This is a genomic window from Pantoea sp. VS1 (genome assembly GCF_002207995.1).
Taxonomy (GTDB): Bacteria; Pseudomonadota; Gammaproteobacteria; order Enterobacterales; family Enterobacteriaceae; genus Pantoea; species Pantoea dispersa.
This window is the reverse complement of record NZ_NHZE01000015.1, coordinates 91,952-109,847: the sequence shown is the minus strand read 5'-3', so window position 1 is coordinate 109,847 and position 17,896 is coordinate 91,952. Positions and strand designations below refer to the sequence as shown.

14 protein-coding genes and 1 pseudogene are annotated in these 17,896 nt (G+C 57.4%); 8 read left to right on the top strand and 7 right to left on the bottom strand.

Translation table 11 applies throughout. The annotated features are described in order from the left end of the window. Positions 1–447 (top strand): hypothetical protein (locus tag CBW22_RS26495; protein WP_217899516.1); only part of this gene is annotated, 447 nt, incomplete at its 5' end. On the opposite strand, the gene CBW22_RS09570 is transcribed toward CBW22_RS26495, so the two are convergent. After that, positions 412–759 (bottom strand): hypothetical protein, encoded by a 348-nt coding sequence (locus CBW22_RS09570; protein WP_088516543.1) that lies wholly within the window; start codon positions 757–759, stop codon positions 412–414. The two genes, CBW22_RS26495 and CBW22_RS09570, sit on opposite strands and share 36 nt — an antisense overlap. A 178-nt stretch (positions 760–937) precedes the next feature. On the opposite strand from CBW22_RS09570, the pseudogene CBW22_RS27035 reads away from it, so the two are divergent. From CBW22_RS27035 to CBW22_RS26010, 4 genes and pseudogenes are all read left to right on the top strand, one after another. Next, positions 938–1,684: pseudogene (locus CBW22_RS27035) on the top strand (S6 family peptidase); the annotation flags it as partial. Between the two features lie 150 nt (positions 1,685–1,834). Next, the gene (locus CBW22_RS09565) at positions 1,835–4,606 is read left to right on the top strand and encodes a S6 family peptidase (protein WP_441339110.1); all 2,772 of its coding nucleotides are present in this window, start codon (positions 1,835–1,837) and stop codon (positions 4,604–4,606) included. 148 nt (positions 4,607–4,754) lie between these two features. Continuing rightward, positions 4,755–6,158: an autotransporter domain-containing protein gene (locus tag CBW22_RS09560; RefSeq protein WP_088516540.1), complete on the top strand. Its 1,404-nt coding sequence runs from the start codon at positions 4,755–4,757 to the stop codon at positions 6,156–6,158. Positions 6,159–6,331: 173 nt separating this feature from the next. Beyond that, entirely contained in the window at positions 6,332–6,604 is a 273-nt protein-coding gene (locus CBW22_RS26010) for a hypothetical protein (protein ID WP_141097306.1), read from the top strand. Here CBW22_RS26010 and CBW22_RS09555 read toward each other — a convergent pair. Both CBW22_RS09555 and CBW22_RS09550 read right to left on the bottom strand, forming a co-directional pair. After that, positions 6,590–10,213 carry a response regulator gene (locus tag CBW22_RS09555; protein ID WP_088516539.1) on the bottom strand — a complete coding sequence of 1,208 codons (3,624 nt, stop codon included), beginning with the start codon at positions 10,211–10,213 and terminating at the stop codon, positions 6,590–6,592. The genes CBW22_RS26010 and CBW22_RS09555 overlap by 15 nt on opposite strands. A 2-nt stretch (positions 10,214–10,215) precedes the next feature. Further along, a complete protein-coding gene (locus tag CBW22_RS09550; protein WP_088516538.1) occupies positions 10,216–10,842 on the bottom strand; it encodes a response regulator in 627 nt (208 codons plus the stop codon). A 229-nt stretch (positions 10,843–11,071) separates the two neighbouring features. On the opposite strand from CBW22_RS09550, the gene CBW22_RS09545 reads away from it, so the two are divergent. Next, positions 11,072–11,689 (top strand): hypothetical protein, encoded by a 618-nt coding sequence (locus tag CBW22_RS09545; protein WP_141097305.1) that lies wholly within the window; start codon positions 11,072–11,074, stop codon positions 11,687–11,689. A 173-nt stretch (positions 11,690–11,862) separates the two neighbouring features. On the opposite strand, the gene CBW22_RS09540 is transcribed toward CBW22_RS09545, so the two are convergent. Beyond that, the gene (locus tag CBW22_RS09540; RefSeq protein ID WP_141097304.1) at positions 11,863–12,216 is read right to left on the bottom strand and encodes a hypothetical protein; all 354 of its coding nucleotides are present in this window, start codon (positions 12,214–12,216) and stop codon (positions 11,863–11,865) included. Between the two features lie 488 nt (positions 12,217–12,704). Beyond that, positions 12,705–13,889, bottom strand: a complete 1,185-nt coding sequence (locus tag CBW22_RS09535) for an NAD(P)/FAD-dependent oxidoreductase (RefSeq protein WP_088516535.1) — start codon at positions 13,887–13,889, stop codon at positions 12,705–12,707. 240 nt (positions 13,890–14,129) lie between these two features. On the opposite strand from CBW22_RS09535, the gene pitA reads away from it, so the two are divergent. Beyond that, on the top strand, positions 14,130–15,629 hold the full coding sequence (gene pitA, locus CBW22_RS09530) for an inorganic phosphate transporter PitA (RefSeq protein WP_088516534.1): 1,500 nt from the start codon (positions 14,130–14,132) through the stop codon (positions 15,627–15,629). A gap of 78 nt (positions 15,630–15,707) precedes the next feature. Here pitA and uspB read toward each other — a convergent pair whose 3' ends face one another. Continuing rightward, on the bottom strand, positions 15,708–16,043 hold the full coding sequence (gene uspB / locus CBW22_RS09525; RefSeq protein WP_010618665.1) for a universal stress protein UspB: 336 nt from the start codon (positions 16,041–16,043) through the stop codon (positions 15,708–15,710). 422 nt (positions 16,044–16,465) lie between these two features. Here uspB and uspA point away from each other — a divergent pair, with 422 nt between their 5' ends. Further along, a complete protein-coding gene (gene uspA, locus CBW22_RS09520) occupies positions 16,466–16,903 on the top strand; it encodes a universal stress protein UspA (RefSeq protein WP_021508107.1) in 438 nt (145 codons plus the stop codon). Positions 16,904–16,987: 84 nt separating this feature from the next. On the opposite strand, the gene CBW22_RS09515 is transcribed toward uspA, so the two are convergent. Next, positions 16,988–17,878 carry an OmpA family protein gene (locus tag CBW22_RS09515; RefSeq protein ID WP_088516533.1) on the bottom strand — a complete coding sequence of 297 codons (891 nt, stop codon included), beginning with the start codon at positions 17,876–17,878 and terminating at the stop codon, positions 16,988–16,990. Between the last annotated feature and the right edge of the window lie 18 nt (positions 17,879–17,896).

Below are 17,896 nucleotides of genomic sequence, written 5' to 3'. Positions count from 1 at the left end.
AGTTGTACCGTGCCCATTCAGGCATCGCGCAATAAATTGCGCCGCTACGGTACGTGCGAAATATCATTTCGGTGCCTGTCGACCGCACAGATTGTAGCGGCGCGATTTATCGCGCTGATGTTGAGTTGCACCGTGCCCATTCAGGCATCGCGCAATAAATTGCGCCGCTACGGTACGTGCGAAATATCATTTCGGTGCCTGTCGACTGCACAGATTGTTGCGGCGCGATTTATCGCGCTGATGTTGAGTTGCACCGTGTCCATTCAGGCATCGCGCAATAAATTGCGCCGCTACGGTACGTGCGAAATGTCATTTCGGTGCCTGTCGACCGCACAGATTGTTGCGGCGCGATTTATCGCGCTGATGTTCCGCCGCACCGTGCCTGTCCGGCCGGTAAAACCCTGTTATTTCTCAGCGCACCGGCTGGCCCGGCAGCAGCTTATCTGACATCAACTGGCGACAAACAAACGCGTCCTGCCGCGCCTGCTGCTGCTGTTGCGGCGACAAATCCTGCCACACCGTTTGCAGATGCTCTGCCAGCCCGGACTGGAAATGAATCTTCTGCAGCGCGTAATCCGAATTACCGCCTTCAATAATCTGCTGCATCGCCTGCGCGCTGTTATCGCGCCCGTCATGGGTCAGCGTACAAAAGGTCGCGATGTAGTAAGCCTTGTCCTCATCGCTGTAATGCGGCATCAGCCACCAGACCAGCGCACTGATAACCAGCAACAGCGGCAGCAGGAATTTGATTTTTAACATGGGTTTATTGACCAGCTGAAAAAGAAAACGCCGCGATCTTAACAGATTCACCGCGCCATGCCGTACGCCATTTTCAGGCTTTTCTCCGGCAGATTGAGACGAGGCTTAAGCGTGAATAACGCCGATGCGCTTATAAAGTAGCCCACTTTATTTGCTTCATTATTCAGGGAAGAAAATCATGAGAAAAAGCCAGCTGGCACTGCTGATAGGTGCCTTAAGCCTTAGCGGTTCGCCCTATGCCGGGATCCTGCGCCATGACCTTGACGTGCAGGAGTACCGCGATTTTGCCGAAAACCGGGGGAAATATGCTGTCGGCGCTACCGATATTCCCATCTACCGTAAAGATGGCACCTTTGAAGGCTATTTAATGAACGTCCCCATGCCGGACTTCAGTATGGTCAGTGATAAGGGTTTTAGCTCATTTATTTCGCCATCTTTTGTAACTGGCGTCAAACATATGCAGTCCTACATAGAGTTGAACTTAGGCAATAAAGCTAAATTTTCGCCAACTTACCGTAGTATTGCTATAAACAATGACCCCTCGCGAGATTTTAACTTACCGCGTATCAATAAGGTGATTGTTGAAAGCGCGCCAACTCCCTACATCACCGATGAACAGTTTGCCGCAAATTTTAGTCGCTACACCGCATTTGCCCGCGTGGGGGCGGGTTATCAGCAAATTGATGATCCTGAAAGTGGAACCTTGATACCTATCGCGGGCGCCTACGTGTATAAAACCGGTGGTACATTTAAGCCCGGCGCGGTCATCAATTACTACGATGATTATATAAAATGGCGAATTTTCGCGCCTGTCCATCCCGATTTTTCTCTGTTAAGTATTGGTACCCGGGGAGGAGATAGCGGTAGCCCAATATTTGCCTGGGACAGTGTCGATAAACGCTGGGTACAACTCGCTGTTCACTCTTACGGTTACGGGGGTGGCAGAACCTATACTTATTTCTTTGGTAGTACATTAATTAATGCAAAACATGTCGAGGCAACACTTGCGGCCGTCAGGGATACCGATGTTGAAGACAGTGGCGCCGGCACCCTCGAATGGCGCGGTGATAGCATTATGCAGGATGGCAAAACCTGGCAATGGCACGGGCTTGATCAGGCTCAGGCAGAAACCGCACCCGCCAAAGCCAGCAATGATCAGCTCAATGCCACCAAAGATCTGCGCTTTAACGGCGACGGTGGCATCATCGAGCTGGCGCAGTCGGTCAACCTCGGCGCGGGCTTGCTGCGTTTCTCTAACGACTACACCCTGCGCGGCGCAGGCGACGGCAACTTCAGCTGGGTCGGCGGCGGCGTTGAGGTCGACAAAGACAAAACCGTGCTGTGGCAGGTTAACGGCCTGCAGGACGATGCGCTGCACAAAATCGGCGCCGGCATGCTGCACGTTAACGCCAGCGGTATTAATCCCGGCGCGCTTAACGTCGGCGACGGCACGGTCATCCTTGACCAGCAGGCAGACGCGCAGGGACGTAAACAGGCGTTCTCCACCGTCACCCTGTTCAGCGGCCGCCCGACCGTGGTGCTCAACAGCGCCGATCAGTTAAGCACTGACAACATCCGCTTCGGCTACCGCGGCGGCACGCTGGACGTTAACGGTCACGATTTGACCTTCGACGATATCCTGCACAACGACAGCGGCGCGCGCGTCGTTAATCGCAGCCAGACGCTGGCGCATCTCGATCTCACCGGCGATAACCGCCTGTTCCTCGGCGAGCTGGGTGAAGCGGACTCACGCGATAACCTCAACGTGACCACCCATCAGCGTTGGCAGCTGGCCGGCGGCGCGCAGCTTAATCAGCTGGCGGTGGCCGACGGTGTGCTGACGCTGAGCGGCGAACAGGTTGAGCATGCCGGGAAGGTGTTCTTTGCCAATGACTGGCAGGACAAAACGTATCACATCAACCAGCTGCAGGTGGCGCAGGACGCCGCGCTAACCGTCGCTGAGCACGCCCACGTTACCAGCGACATCACGCTGGCCGACGAGGCCACGCTTAACGTGCTGGGGCGATCCACGCTGGCCGGCGACATCAACCTGAGCGGCACCGCTTCCAGCCTGATTGCCGATATCGCGCAGTACGTCAGCACGCTGGGCGAGCTGGCTTCCACCATCAGCGCCAATATCAGTGGCCAGGGCAGCGTGATTAAAAGCGGTGACGGCCGGCTGACGCTGAGCGGTGACGTCAGCAACCAGCAGGGCGTTGAAGTGCAGCAGGGCGAGCTGGAAGTGAGCGGCCGGCTGCACACGCCGCTGAACATGGCCACCGGCACGCTGCTCTCCGGCGGCGGCGTCATCAAGCACGCCAGCCTCGCCGATAACGTCACGCTGGCACCGGGCTGGAACAATGCGCCGGACAGCTGGTCGACCATGCGCCTTGGCGATCTGCACCAAGGGCGCGACACGGCGCTGGTGCTGAACTCCGCGTTCCGCCAGGACGCCAGCGATCGCCTGCTGATCGATGGCGATCTGCAACAGCCGGACGGTGCGCCGCTGTGGCTGACGGTAAAACCGCAGGCCAGCTGGATCGATAGCGATCGCAACCACAACGGCGCAGCGGATAACAATGAAGGTGTGTCGCTGGTGCAGGTCGGCGGCCAGGCGCACGCCGACAGCGTCCAGCTGGCCGGCAGCTATGTGGCGCGTGGTGCCTGGGCTTACGGTCTGTACGCCTTCGCACCGGGCCGCGCCAGTGGCGATGAGCGTCTGGTGGCGGGCGAAGGGGATCAGTTCTGGGATTACCGTCTGCAAAACATTCTGCTGGCTGAAGGGGATAACCGCGAACCTTATCTGCCGGAGCCGGAACCGCAGCCCGAACCACAGCCGCAACCCGATCCAGAACCGCAGCCGGAACCGGAAAATCCGCAGGTGCCGCAGCCAGAGCCAAAGCCAGAGCCAGGTAAGGTGCGCGCGGCGGTGATTCCGCAGGTGCCGACCTATATCTCACTGCCCGCCGCCTTCCACAGCGTGACGCACAACCTGCAAGCGCTGTTCAGCAGCAGTGCGCAGCAGGCGGGCGCAGAGGGGCGTCCGGATCTGTTTGTGTCCGGCTACACCGGTGACGACCGCTATCACAGCGCGGGCGGCTTTATGGATTACGGCTACGATTTCCACAGCCGCTATCAGGGCTGGATGATTGGCAGCCGCTTCCCGCTTAATTCCGCGCTGGCGCTGAGCGTCGGCGTCAATAAGGGCAACCTGAGCATCACGCCGGAAGCGCGCGACGGTAACAGTCACGCCCGCATCGATACGCTGGGCGCCAGTGCGCTACTGAGCTGGCAGCCCGATCAGGGCCTGCAGCTGGCCGTGCCGGCTGGCGTGATGCAGTATCGCGGCAGCGTCAGCACCGACCTGCGCGGTAACGTAACGCAGCTGAAAGCGCGCGGCGCGAACCTCGGGCTCGACAGCGGCTGGCGCTGGCAGTCCGGCGCGCATGCGCTAACGCCGGTGGCCGGCGTGAATGCGCAGTGGCTCGATATCAATGATTACACCGACAGCGACGGCGCACAGGTCAGCTACCGTAATCCGCTGCAGTGGCAGCTCTCAGGCGGCGTAAAATACGACTTCCGCCTCAACCAGAAGCTGAAGCTGGGCGCAGAAACGCGCTACGTGCAGCGCATCAGCCAGCGCGATCGGGTAGCGATTGGTGACGGCCAGCAGGCAGCGCACTTCGCCACCGGACGCGGCGGCAATAGCCTGCAATACAGCGGTTACGCCGGCTGGCAGGTGCTGGACAATCTGGAGCTCAACACCCAGCTTCAGGGCCAGCAGCGCCTGACGCAGGAAGGCCTCAGCGACTGGAATCTGCAGGCCGGTGTGAAAATCAGTTTTTAATCACGGCTCTCACCACGCATCAGCCCGGGACATGTCTTACCGGGCTTTTTTATGCTTTTCTGAAAAAAAACCAGACAAAACTTAATTGCCACGTTAGTCGGTCGCTTTAGGTTGACGATTCTCGCTATTTTCATCCATGGAAGAGAATATGAAACTTACCCCGCTGACGCTGGTGATCAGTACGTTCTGTTATAGCCTTCCTGCATTTGCTGATGAGCGCTACCCTGCCTTTTCCACATCACAAAATAATAACGTTAACGCTGCGAATATTCCGCACCCACCGGAATCCTTTCATGGTCCATCAACCCAGGAAATCCCTGAGCTGCCGCTTATGGCGCAGGTCAGCCGCCAGACTGGCGAAGGGATTAAACAGCTTGGGAAAATCATCGCCCGCGGCTCATGGTTTGATGAGATCAATCCGGCAACCTCGGGCCTGGTGCGATCCAGCGTGCTGGCCGGCAATAACAGCCATCATTTGTGGTATTACCGGTTACAAAACGTGGTTGTGACCGGTGAGCCAGACAATGGTATTCCTCAGTTAATTGATACACCGGAAGGCGTGACACCAGCACCCGAACCCGGTCGTGGCGAAGTTGTCATATTGCCGCCACCTCCACCGCCTGAGCCGGAACCGCCACAGCTCACACCCGCGCCACAAATCCCGACCTACCTCGCCCTGCCCAACATGCTGTATGCCCTCAACGACACCATGCAAACCCGCTTCCACTTCGCTGCCCGGCAGATGAGTCTGGATGATCATCACAACCTGTTTGTGTATGGCTACAGCGGCGGCGAGCGCTATCGCAGTGCGCAGGGCGACTGCGATGCCACCAACCGCTATCAGGGCTGGATGCTGGGTGCGCGCTGGACGCCGGAAGCGGAACAGAGCCCGCTGGCCTTCAGTGCGGGCGTGCATAAAGGCGTGATGACTATGCTGTCGGATACGCCGGCGGGGCGCAGCCAGCTGCGTATGCAAACCCAGGGCATTAATGCGCTGATTGGCATTCAGCCGCCTGAGGGCTGGCAGCTGGAGATACCGCTGGGGCTGACGTATTATCGCGGCACCTTACGCCATGAAACCCAGGGTGAAGTGGCGCGGATCAGCGCCGTTAGCGGCAATATCGGCGCAGAAGCCGGCTGGCGCTGGCAGCAGGATACGCATAGCCTGATGCCGCTGGCCGCAGCCGGTGTGCAGTGGCTGCATATTGCGGATTTCACCGAGCAACCGGGTGCACAGGTGAACTATCAGCTGGCGCCGCAGTTCAGCCTGGCTGGCGGTATTAAGTATGATTATCAGCCGCTGTCGTCAGTGAAGCTGGGGCTGGAGGCGCGTTATGTCTGGCACAGCGGCGGGCAGAATACGCTGGATGCCGGTGATATGCGCGGATTGCCGATTGAGCGCACCCGCCACAGCGCCCAGCTGGGCGGTTACGTCAGCTGGCAGCTGCATGAAAACGTGGAGATCGGCACGCAGTTGCAGGTGCAGCAGCGGCTGGATCGCCCCGGCGTGAGCGACTGGAATGTGCTGAGCGGAGTGAAAGTGGCGTTTTAAACAATTTAAAAGGATGCAAATTTTTGTAGCGGCGCGATTTATCGCGCAATTTTAATTACCGCACCGCGGCGGAATGCGCAATAAATTGCGCCGCTACCATCCGTGCGGTTATCAGCGGCATCACATGGAAGGGATATCTGCACGAGAAATCGCGCCATCATGATTTATTGCGGATGCGATTTCTGCACTGTCCAGTCGCACAAACCGTAGCGGCGCGATTTATCGCGCAATTTAATTACCGCACCGCGGCGGAATGCGCAATAAATTGCGCCGCTACCATCCGTGCGGTTATCAGCGGCATCACATGGAAGGGATATCTGCGCGAGAAATCGCGCCATCATGATTTATTGCAGATGCGATTTCTGCACTGTCCAGCCGCACAAACCGTAGCGGCGCGATTCATCGCGCATTTCAATTACCGCACCGCGCCATCACGACGCCTGTAAATAATGCACTACCGACTGGTTCAGCGTATCCAGCTTCTCTTCCAGCAGGAGAAGCCCTTCGCGGATGACCTCCTGATCTTCAGCGCTTTGGCAGGCGCGCTCGATCTGCCCGCACAGATCATCGATCTCGACAGCGTAAATGATCTGCGCCGATCCGCCCAGCCGATGCAGCGACGAGGCCAGCGCCGGCCAGTCCTGCGCATCAAAATGGCGCCAACACTGCTGCATATCGTTGCGGCTCTCCTCGCCGACCTTCTCCAGCATCTTCGCCACCATCGCATCGTCGTGATACACCATGGCGCGCAGCGATTCGAGCGACAGCAGCGAATCCAGCGCCGGCACTTCGGCGGCTGGCTCGTTGCTGCTCAGCAGCTCGGCCAGCTTGTCAATTTTCAGCGGCTTAAACAGGCAGGCGTTCATGCCCGCTTCCAGACAGCGCACGCGCACGTCCGACTGCGCATTCGCCGTCAGGCCAAAAATTTTCACCGCGTTGCCGCTGCGGCGCAGGGTCTGCGTCAGTTCGATGCCGCTCATGCCCGGCATATTGCAGTCGGTAATAATCAGATCGAACGCCTGATGCGTCAGCAGCGCCAGCGCCTCTTCGCCGCTGCTGGCTTCGCTGATCTGCTGACCCAGCTCGCTGAGCTGGCTTCGCAGCAGCAGCCGGTTGGCTGGATGATCGTCGACCACCAGAATATTCAGCTGCGGCAGCGCACGGCTGCGCGCCACGCGGGTTTTCTCCAGCAGCTTGCGCGCCCGGCGTGCCGGCATCATTACGTTAAGCTGAATCAGCGTGCCACGTCCCGGCTGGCTGTTGAGGTTCATGGTGCCCTGCATCTTCTCCAGCAGCTGGGCGCTAATCACCAGACCAAGACCGGTACCGGTCTGCTTGCGTCCCTCTTCGGTCTGGGCAAACGGCTGAAACAGTTTGGCCTGATCGGCAGCGCTGATGCCCACGCCGCTGTCTTCGATCTCAATTTCCAGCTCCAGCGAACCGTCTTCCCACTCATGGCCGATCACCCGCACTTCCACGCCGCCTTCGTGGGTAAACTTGATGGCGTTATTGATGTAATTGGCGATCACCTGGCGGAAGCGCGCGGCATCGATAAACACTTCCAGCCCCGGCGGCGTGTCACTGTGGTAGTGCAGCGTCAGATTTTTGCCGCTGGCCATGCCGTCAAACAACCGCACCACCGGCAGCACCAGCTGCTCGGTGCTGACCCACTCCGGCATCAGCTCCAGCTGGCCGCTCTCAATCTTGGCCATGTCGAGGATATCGCCAATCAGCCCCAGCAGCGTGTTGGCCGACTCGTAGGCGATTTGAATGGCTTCGTTGTCGCGCTGTTTGCGACCTTCCAGCTCCAGCAGGCCGATGATGGCGCTGATCGGCGTGCGGATCTCATGGCTCATGGTGGCGAGGAACGAACTCTTGGCGCGGTTGGCTTCATCCGCCACCTTTTTCTCCGCCTGCAGCGCCAGCATCAGCAGTTCGTAGGCGGTGACATCCTGCCAGCCGCAGATCAACCCGGTTATATTGCCCTGCGCATCGCGCTGCTCCTGCGCCCAGTGGTGCACCATGCGCGCTTCGCTGCCATTCTCGATCTCAATTTCCAGATCCTGGGCGGTATCGCCCCACAGACTGTTATGCGCCAGCGCCACCAGCTCCGGATCGTTGACCGCTTCCGGGCTCATCAGCGGATAGAGTTTGCTGATGAGCGGCGACAGCGGATGGCGCTGATCGTAAAGCGAAAAACTCAGGCGCTGTGCGTCGACGCCGGCAAAAAAGCGCTGAAACGCACCGTTAGCACTGACCACGTTCCAGTTGCGATCCAGCACGTAGACCGGCGTTGGCAGGCCATTCAGCAGCGCATCGCGAAAGCGCAGTTCAGCCTGCAGATCAGCTTCTGCGCGACGGCGATGCTTCACCTCTTTGCCGCGATAGTAAACCCACGCCAGACAGGCGATCAGCAGCAGCGCGGTCAGCAGAGTGATGGCGTAAAACTGCGCGCGGTACAGCTGCCAGGTGGTGCGCGTGGTCTGTGGTGTGCCCTGCCAGCGGCTGGCAATCAGCGAGATTTCGCTCGGCTGAATGTCGGCCAGCGCCTTATCAATAATGCTCAGCAGCTCTGGCTGATCGCGGCTGACGGCAAAGCTCAGCTCCACCGGCGGCAGTGCCAGGCGCGACACGATCTTCAGCGGCTGCTGCGCGTAGCGCGCCAGTAACGTGTTCACGCTCAGCTGGTTATCGATCAGCCCGGCAACCTTGCCCTCCTGCAACAGTTGCAGCGCCAGGCTGGCGTTATCCACTTCAGACAGCTGCAGCGTGGGGAAGCGATCCAGCAGCGCCTGACGCGCCGGATTGCCTTTGACGATACTGAGCTTCATGCCGGGATAGAGCGCCTGCGGCGCATCAGGCTGGTCCGGCACCAGCAGCACCAGCGGCACCTTCAGGTAAGGTCGGGTAAAGCGCACCGCCTCCTGATGGCCGCCATCCTGCGCCACCGCCGCCAGCATTGCTACCTGATGCTGCTCCAGCTGCTGTACGCCGTCACGCCACGAATACGCCGGCACCGGGGTGAAAAACAACCCGGTGCGCAGCTGGATCAGATGCAGCAGATCGGCGCTGATCCCCTGAAATTCGCCCTGCTCATCCAGCAGCGCCAGCAGTGCAGAGAACGGATTGAACGCCACCTTCACCTGCGTATGCTGCTGCAGCCACTGCTGCTCGCGCGGCGTCAGGCTGAGCGGATCCTGCAGTCGCCAGACGTCTGGCCGCTGCGTCCACTGCCGCGAAATCAACCGATGCTGTTCGCCGGGAATGGCGGCGATGGCGGCATTCAGTGCTTGCAACAACGGCTGATTATCGGCTTTCACCACCAGACGGCTGCCGTACAGCGCGTCTTCCGGCAAAATCGCGGCCAGCGCCAGCTGATTGACATAGCTGCGCTCAATCAGAAACGCTGCCGCCTGCAGGCTGCCGAGTGCATAGTCCGCTTCACCACTCGCTACCGCCGCCAGCGCCGCCTGGCTGGAGGGGTAACGCACGATGGTGGCGTCAGGGAAATGCTGTTTGATTTGTGCATCGGTCAGAAAGCCTTCGCGCATGGCGAGGCGCAGCGGCGCATCATAGGGCACTGGCTGTGAGGCCTGCTTTTCAGTAGCAATCACCACCGGACGATTGATGAGAAAACTGTCTGTCATCCTGAAGGCTGCCGCATCGTGCAGTTCGCGCCCCGGCGAGCTAAACAGTGCGTCCGCCGCGCCGCTTTTCACCGCTGCCTGCGCCGCCGCCTGGCTGGGATAACGCACCATCACCGCCTGCAAGCCAAGATTACGCGCCAGCAGTTGCAGATAATCGGCGTAGATGCCTTCCACGCTGTTGCCGCTGCCCGCAGCCTCCTGATAGATCAGGTAAGGCGGCAGCTCCGGTGTCCATACCGCGATGCGCAGCTCATGTTTAATGCGCAGCCAGCGCCACTCGTCACCGCTCAACTCAATATGCATCGGTGCCAGCTTTTCACGGCTGAACAACTGAAATATCTCGGGCTGCGGCTGGGCGGCCAGCAGCGGGCTCAACAGCAGCAGAAGCAGGGTGACCAGGCGCAGCATCGCTACTCCATGTGATTACGATTGGCGAAGGCAAAGAGATCGCGCAGGCTTTTGCAGTGCAATTTCTCCAGCAGACGGCCTTTGTAAGTTGAAACCGTTTTATTGCTGAGATTCATGCGGTTAGCGATGCGCATGTTATCCAGCCCCTTCAACAGATAAGTGAAGACCTGAAATTCCTGCGGCGAGAGCGATTCCAGCAGCCGGATATCGGGATGAGTGCTGCTCTGTTCCGGTGGGGCATTAATACCGGCTAACGGAAAGTAGCCATAACCATTTTGTGCCGCCCGAATTGCGGTGATGATTTCCGGCAAATTGTCTTTTTTACTGATAAAACCATTTGCGCCACAGCGAATACTCTGTATTGCATAGAAACTCTGATTCTTACCTGAGACGATAATAATAATACCCGGAAAACTCCTGGCGCGCAGAGTTTTTACGACTTCAATACCGTTTATCGAGTGAATATCAATATCCATCACCACAATCTCCGGGTAATGCTGATCAACCAGCTGGAGTGCTTCGCGACCATCATCAGTTTCAGCAATTAAAGTATGCCCTTCTTTTTCAAGTAAAAAAGTTACAGCCATACGCGCCATGGGATGATCGTCGACGACGATAAAGTTCGCCATGATTCATTTCCTGTCAGTAGCCAAATATAAACTTTCTCTATCCAACTATTAGACTAATAAATTCAACAAATAATCAATAATAATCAAATAACAAAACGTAGGCCACGTCCTACACGGCACCGATGAACAATCCCATATCTTTGTAAGAACATTAATCGTATGATCTTCATGTCGCAATTAATCACCCTGTAAAAAATTTCACAAACCGCCATAAAATAAGAGCATAAAAATGGGAATGGATATTCTGTTCAACGCTGGTGACGATAATAAACCAAAAAAAATCATTATTGCGTTAAGCTGCAATTTTGCACTGACGGGTTTACACGAGCTTTGCTGTTCACTCCCGGGATGTGAAGTGCAAACGATACAGGGTGCGCCAGAAGCAATATCAGATGAGCTCATGTTTAGTTATGCCGATTTAGTGATTACTGACCTGCCTCGTGATGCGGCAGGTCTGGCAGAGTTACTTCTCATTCCTGAATGGTTCAAAGGCAGCACGTTGATTTTATTGGATGAAGAAGCTAAGGCGATGCGTCGTACACTCCTGGATGCAGACTTCAGTGATGTGGTAATGAAAAAAGAAAAATTAACGACGCTGCATCAGGTAATACATAATCTGCTGCAAGCTAACCCTGAATCGATTGAAGAACAGTTAATCGGGAAAAACGCCCTCATACGTGAAAAACGCGTCATTTGCGCTTTGTTACGTGGAGTGAAGCCGTCTTTGATTGCCCGAGAGATGGGACTTCACCCACGTGAAATCAGTCGCAGCAAAATTAACTGCCTGGCTAGAAGCGGTTTTTCATCGCTTAATGCCATGCTGGCGTGCGCATCAAGAACATCATAATGACGTCATTTTTAGTTAATAAAATTTTTTTGCGTTAACAGCGCTCGGTTTTTAACCCAAAGGGAATAATCCGATAACAACTAAATGCTAACTTTAACAGCGCGACACAATTTTGTTGTAGCAGCATCCTTTCAGGCTTAAATTTCACCTGCCATGGCCGTGTCCAAAGCAAATCAGACGTTGATACAACCTATCCATACATCGCCTGTCTGGTCAAACAGGAAAAATTTCCCGGCTGCAGGGCTAATCACCAGCCTTATCTTACACCTTTGCGGCTGTAGTTCCCCCAGCGCCAGCGTGCGCGCGTCATTGAAATCCGTCACCAGCGCCGGAAAATGCGCCATGCCGTTAATCTGCGCCCGGTACTCGCGCATCATGCCGCGTCGCAGGTGCTGCACATCGTTATTGAGCCAGCGCGGCAGGCTGTTCGCCAGCTGATGCGCGGCCACCGGCCCGCCGGTGTAAGCCAGCAAACGCACGCGCGCCTGGCGCGGCGGCTGAATAAAGTGGTGAATGAACCAATCCATGTATGCGTCTTTCATCCCTGCGCTTCCCCTGTGCTGACCGGCCGGCCTCAGGCTATTTTAAGGACTGGCAGGTTTAAGGTTAATGAGACCAGGCCTACGCGCCGGTCAGTGCAGTCTGACAAATGAGGGAGATTCTTAGTCGTTTGGGTTTGCCCTCACCCCGGCCCTCTCCCGCAAGCGGGAGAGGGAGCGGTCCGCTGCGGGTGGGGAATGCAGTGCATAACATGAGTTAACCAGGAAGGCGCAGCGGGTGGAAATGTGAAAGGCATGCACCGCCCAGTTCCCTCTCCCGCAAGCGGGAGAGGGAGTGGTCCGCTGCGGACGGGGAAGGCAGTGCGTCACATTCGTTAACCGGGAAGGCGCAGCGGGTGGAAATGTGATAGGCATGCACCGCCCAGCTCCCTCTCCCCAACCAGCACCGGTCAGTTCCCTCTCCCGCTTGCGGGAGAGGGTTAGGGTGAGGGAAAAACCACTCGACTATTAAAAAATTAAACCGCCTGCGCGCACGCCCAAGCCGAGCTCCACGCCCACTGGAAATTGTAGCCACCGAGCCAGCCCGTCACGTCCACCACTTCGCCGATGAAATAGAGCCCCGGCACATCACGTGCTTCCATGGTCTTTGACGACAGCTGCGTGGTATCCACGCCGCCCAGCGTCACTTCGGCGGTACGATAGCCTTCGGTTCCGTTAGGCTGCACGCGCCACTGGTGGAGCGTGGTCACCAGCTCGCTCTGCTGCTTGCTGTTAAGCTGCTTCAGCGTCACGTCCGGAATCTGCTGCAGCTCCTGCAGCACCTCCACCAGCCGCTTCGGCAGGATCTTCGCCAGGCTGTTTTTCAGGCTGAGGTTGGGATGCGCCGCGCGCTGCACGTCGATAAAATCGTCCAGCGGCGTCTCCGGCGACAGGTTGACGGTGACAAACTCGCCCGGCTGCCAGTAGCTGGAGATCTGCAGCACCGCCGGACCGGACAGGCCGCGGTGGGTAAACAGCATCGCCTCTTTAAACAGCGTGCCGTCCTGGGCGGTGATGGTGGTCGGCAGCGCCACGCCGGAAAGCGTGTTCAGCTGCTCCAGCAGCGGCTTATGCAGCGTAAACGGTACCAGCGCGGCGCGCGTCGGATGGACACGCAGGCCAAACTGTTCCGCCACCTTATAACCGAACGGTGTTGCCCCCAGTCCCGGCATCGACAGACCACCGCTGGCTATCACCAGTTTCTCCGCGCGAACCGCCGAGCCATTCAGCTGCAGCGTGTAACCGTCGTCGTCACGCGCCACGCTCAGCACTTCGCTGCGCAGCCGCAGCGTCACCTGGCCGGCTTCACACTCCTTCAGCAGCAGATCAACAATCTGCTGCGCCGAATCATCGCAGAACAGCTGGCCAAGAGTTTTCTCGTGCCAGGCGATGCCATGACGATTAACCAGATCGATGAAATCCCACTGGGTGTAGCGCGCCAGCGCCGATTTACAGAAATGTGGATTGTGCGACAGATACGCCGCCGGTTCGGTGTACAGATTAGTGAAGTTGCAGCGGCCGCCGCCGGACATCAGGATTTTGCGCCCTGCCTTCTTGCCGTTATCCAGCAGCAGCACGCGACGGCCCAATTGCCCGGCCTGCGCCGCGCAGAACATGCCGGCCGCGCCTGCACCAATAATGATAACGTCAAACTTTTCCACTGCCTTAACCCACCTGATTGAAAGGCGCTGATTGTAGAGATCTGCGGCTTTTCGCGCCAGCGACAAAAAATTGCCGTAAATGTGTCATATTGTAACTTGCTCATTTTGCGGTCTTTTTGCCATTAATTACCTGCCGGATGACAAATTTAAGACAAAAAAGAGCTATATTTTTCTTTCCCATAGCGCACGTTGTCGCAGATAATGCGCCGCGTTCATGTCCTCCAAAATGGCGTAACGTTTATGCTACATCTGTTTGCTGGTCTTGACCTAAGCACCGGCCTGTTATTGGTTCTTGCTCTGCTGTTTGTGTTGTTTTACGAAGCAATCAACGGCTTTCACGACACTGCCAACGCGGTCGCTACAGTCATTTACACCCGTGCGATGCGGGCGCAACTGGCGGTTGTGATGGCCGGTGTGTTCAACTTCTTAGGTGTGCTGCTCGGCGGTTTGAGCGTGGCTTATGCCATCGTGCATATGCTGCCAACCGATTTGCTGTTGAATGTCGGTTCGGCGCATGGGCTCGCCATGGTGTTCTCCATGCTGCTGGCGGCGATTATCTGGAACCTCGGTACCTGGTATCTCGGCTTACCGGCGTCCAGTTCGCACACGCTGATCGGCGCTATCATCGGTATTGGTCTCACCAATGCGCTGATGACCGGCACGTCGGTGGTGGATGCGCTGAATCTGCCGAAAGTCATCAATATTTTCCTCTCCCTGATTCTGTCGCCGATTGTTGGTCTGATCATTGCGGGTGGCCTGATTTTCCTGCTGCGTCGCTACTGGAGCAGCACCAAAAAACGGGCTCGCATCCACATGACGCCTGCTGACCGCGAGAAGATCGACGGCAAGAAAAAGCCGCCGTTCTGGACGCGTATCGCGCTGATTGTCTCCGCCATTGGCGTGAGCTATTCGCACGGTGCCAACGACGGTCAGAAAGGCATCGGCCTGATCATGCTGGTGCTGATTGGCGTCGCGCCGGCGGGCTTTGTGGTGAATATGAATGCCTCCGGTTATGACATTACCCGTACGCGCGATGCGGTGAACCATCTGGAGCAATATTACCAGCAGCACGGCCAGTCGCTGACGCACATCGTGCAGATGGCGCCACCGGCAGTGCCGACGCCGGAAGAGTCGCTCGGCGGCCCGCAGGAGTTCCATTGTGATAGCTCCCGTGCGCTCGATGCGATTAACCGTGCGCAGGGTCTGCTGGGTAATCTGCAGAGCTACAGCGATCTCACGCCTGACCAGCGCGGTCAGATGCGTCGTCTGCTGCTGTGCATCTCCGATACCGAGGACAAAGCCGCTAAGCTGCCGGAGACCAGCGCCGACGATAAGCGCTTCCTCAATAAGCTGAAAGGCGATCTGCTCGGCACCATCGAGTATGCGCCGGTATGGATTATCGTGGCGGTCGCGCTGGCGCTCGGCATCGGTACCATGATTGGCTGGCGCCGCGTGGCGACCACCATCGGCGAGAAGATCGGTAAAAAAGGCATGACTTATGCGCAGGGCATGTCGGCCCAGGTCACGGCGGCGGTGTCGATTGGTATCGCCAGCTACACCGGGATGCCGGTTTCGACCACGCACATTCTGTCATCGTCGGTTGCCGGTACCATGCTGGTGGATGGCGGCGGGCTGCAAAGCCGCACCATCAAAAATATCGCGATGGCCTGGGTATTCACACTGCCAGTGTGTATTTTGCTGTCTGGCTCGCTGTACTGGATTGCGCTGAAGCTGATTTAACGCTTCAGCGTTGCACGGTTTTGTCGTGGTGCGTTGCGAATACAACATAGCGCGCCGCGACAGAACCCGCTCCCCTTCTCAGTGCCAAATCGCTAAGGCGATCAGGCTCACCACCACCAGAAAACACAGCCCGCTGGTCAGAACAAACTGACCGCGCACCCGCTCGCAGCGACGAATAAATTCATCGTCGTGATGATCGCGATAGCGTTTCTCCCAGATATAGCGCACCAGCCGCACCTGCTTGCTCGGCTGACCGTGGGACGTAAAGAAACCGGCACCATCAACATACTGATACAGCAACGGATCGCACCCGCGCAGCACCGCCAGCAGTGAGCGCAACGATGAGAAGTAACGCGCCATATTCACCAGACAAACCACACACAGAGCCCAAAAAAGCGCGATAGTGCTGATCATGTTCCCCTCCCGGCTGGAGCCGCAATGACGTTACCTGCAGCGGGGAAAAGCTGCAGACGCCCCACGGGAAATAAGCCAGCCACAGATGAATCGAATTGCATTGTTGTTATGCGGACCTGAGCGCGCTACCCGGACGGGAGTGGCCCTCATTTTCAGTGTAGGAGATCTGTTTAAATTTTTTCCAGCGATGATTTTCGTTCAGCGCGAGCGAAAAAAGCGATAACCCATGATCTGACTCACAGCCGGGCTTCGGTTTGCAGCATTTGCTACCCACTCTGGCTATACTCGGGATATAACAATTATTCGCCTGCGTGGCTGACATTGTGGTTGGTGGCGCTTCATCGCCGTTACGTGCAAAGGATTACGCCAGCCGAACGGCAGAAATTCGGGTTGCCCCAGAATCTTGAGAAAGGAGTTTTATCATGGCTTATAAACACATCCTGATTGCAGTAGACCTTTCCCCGGAAAGCCAGTTACTGGTTGATAAAGCGGTATCACTGGCCCGTCCTTATGATGCAAAAATCTCGCTGATTCACGTTGATGTGAACTATTCAGATCTCTACACCGGGCTGATTGACGTCAACCTCGGCGACATGCAGAAGCGTATTTCGGAAGAGACACACACCGCGCTGCGCGAGCTCTCCACCAATGCCGGTTATCCGATTAGCGAAACCCTGAGCGGCAGCGGCGATCTCGGCCAGGTGCTGGTGGACGCGATTAAAAAATACGATGTCGATTTGGTGGTGTGCGGCCATCATCAGGATTTCTGGAGCAAGCTGATGTCGTCGGCGCGCCAGCTGATCAATACCGTGCATATCGATATGCTGATTGTGCCGCTGCGCGACGAGGAAGAGGAATAACCGATAAAAAAGCCCCTCGGACCGAGGGGCAAAAGACTGCAATAACAGAACAACTCCAACATGGCTTAGGGAAATGAGTGACGCTTACGGCTGTTGGTTCAGCGCCACCCGTACGACTACCCGGCGATTCGGCGCGTTACAGGCAATCTGCGCGGCGCGCGATCCTTCACAATACTCCACCACCGGTTCACTGCTGCCCGCGCTGCTGGCACGGATCACCGTGGCCGGCAGGCCGCCGTCAATCAGCATCTGGCGTACCGTAGCAGCGCGCTGCTGGCCGAGCTGGCGGTTGGCGCTGGCGTTACCAATCGGGTCGGTGTGACCAATCACTTCAAGGCTTTTCAGCTCGGCGCGATCGCGCTGCAGCTCGGCAATCAGCGCACCGACCGCGCGCCGGCCAGCGGCGGAGATATCGCCGATGGACGATTTACCAAAATTGAACAGCACGTCACCGGCCAGCACGTAGTCTTTGTAGCTGCGCGGCGCGAGGTTGTCACACTTCACGACCGATGATGCACGCGACAGTGCGTGAATCTGCTGCTGCGCCCCGTTGAGTTCCCGCTCGGCCTGCTGGCGGCTGACCACCTGCGGCTGGCCAGTGGTGACGTTGCCGAGGCGCACAAAGTAGGTGGTGCCGCCGGCAAAGTTGTCGCGCCACGCCTGGGCGCGCTTACCGCTGTAACGCGGCGCGTCTTTCATGTAGTTATCCAGCGAGTGGCTGCCCGGTTTGAGGCAAAAAACACTGAAGCCACCCGGCAGCAGCGCGGTCTGGAATTCGCCGTCGACATACACGTGCGCCGCGTCTTTGCCCGTCTGGGCAAGGGTGCGGTAGTACACCACCTGGGTCTGGGATGCCGGCACGCCGCTCACCGGCTGATACAGTTCGCCGAACGGTTTTGCTGCCAGCGCGCTATGACTAAAAGTGGCGGAACCGGCCAGCAGTGCGGCCAGCAGGGTAAGGCTGAAAGTTTTCATAACTCCTCCACGGGTGCC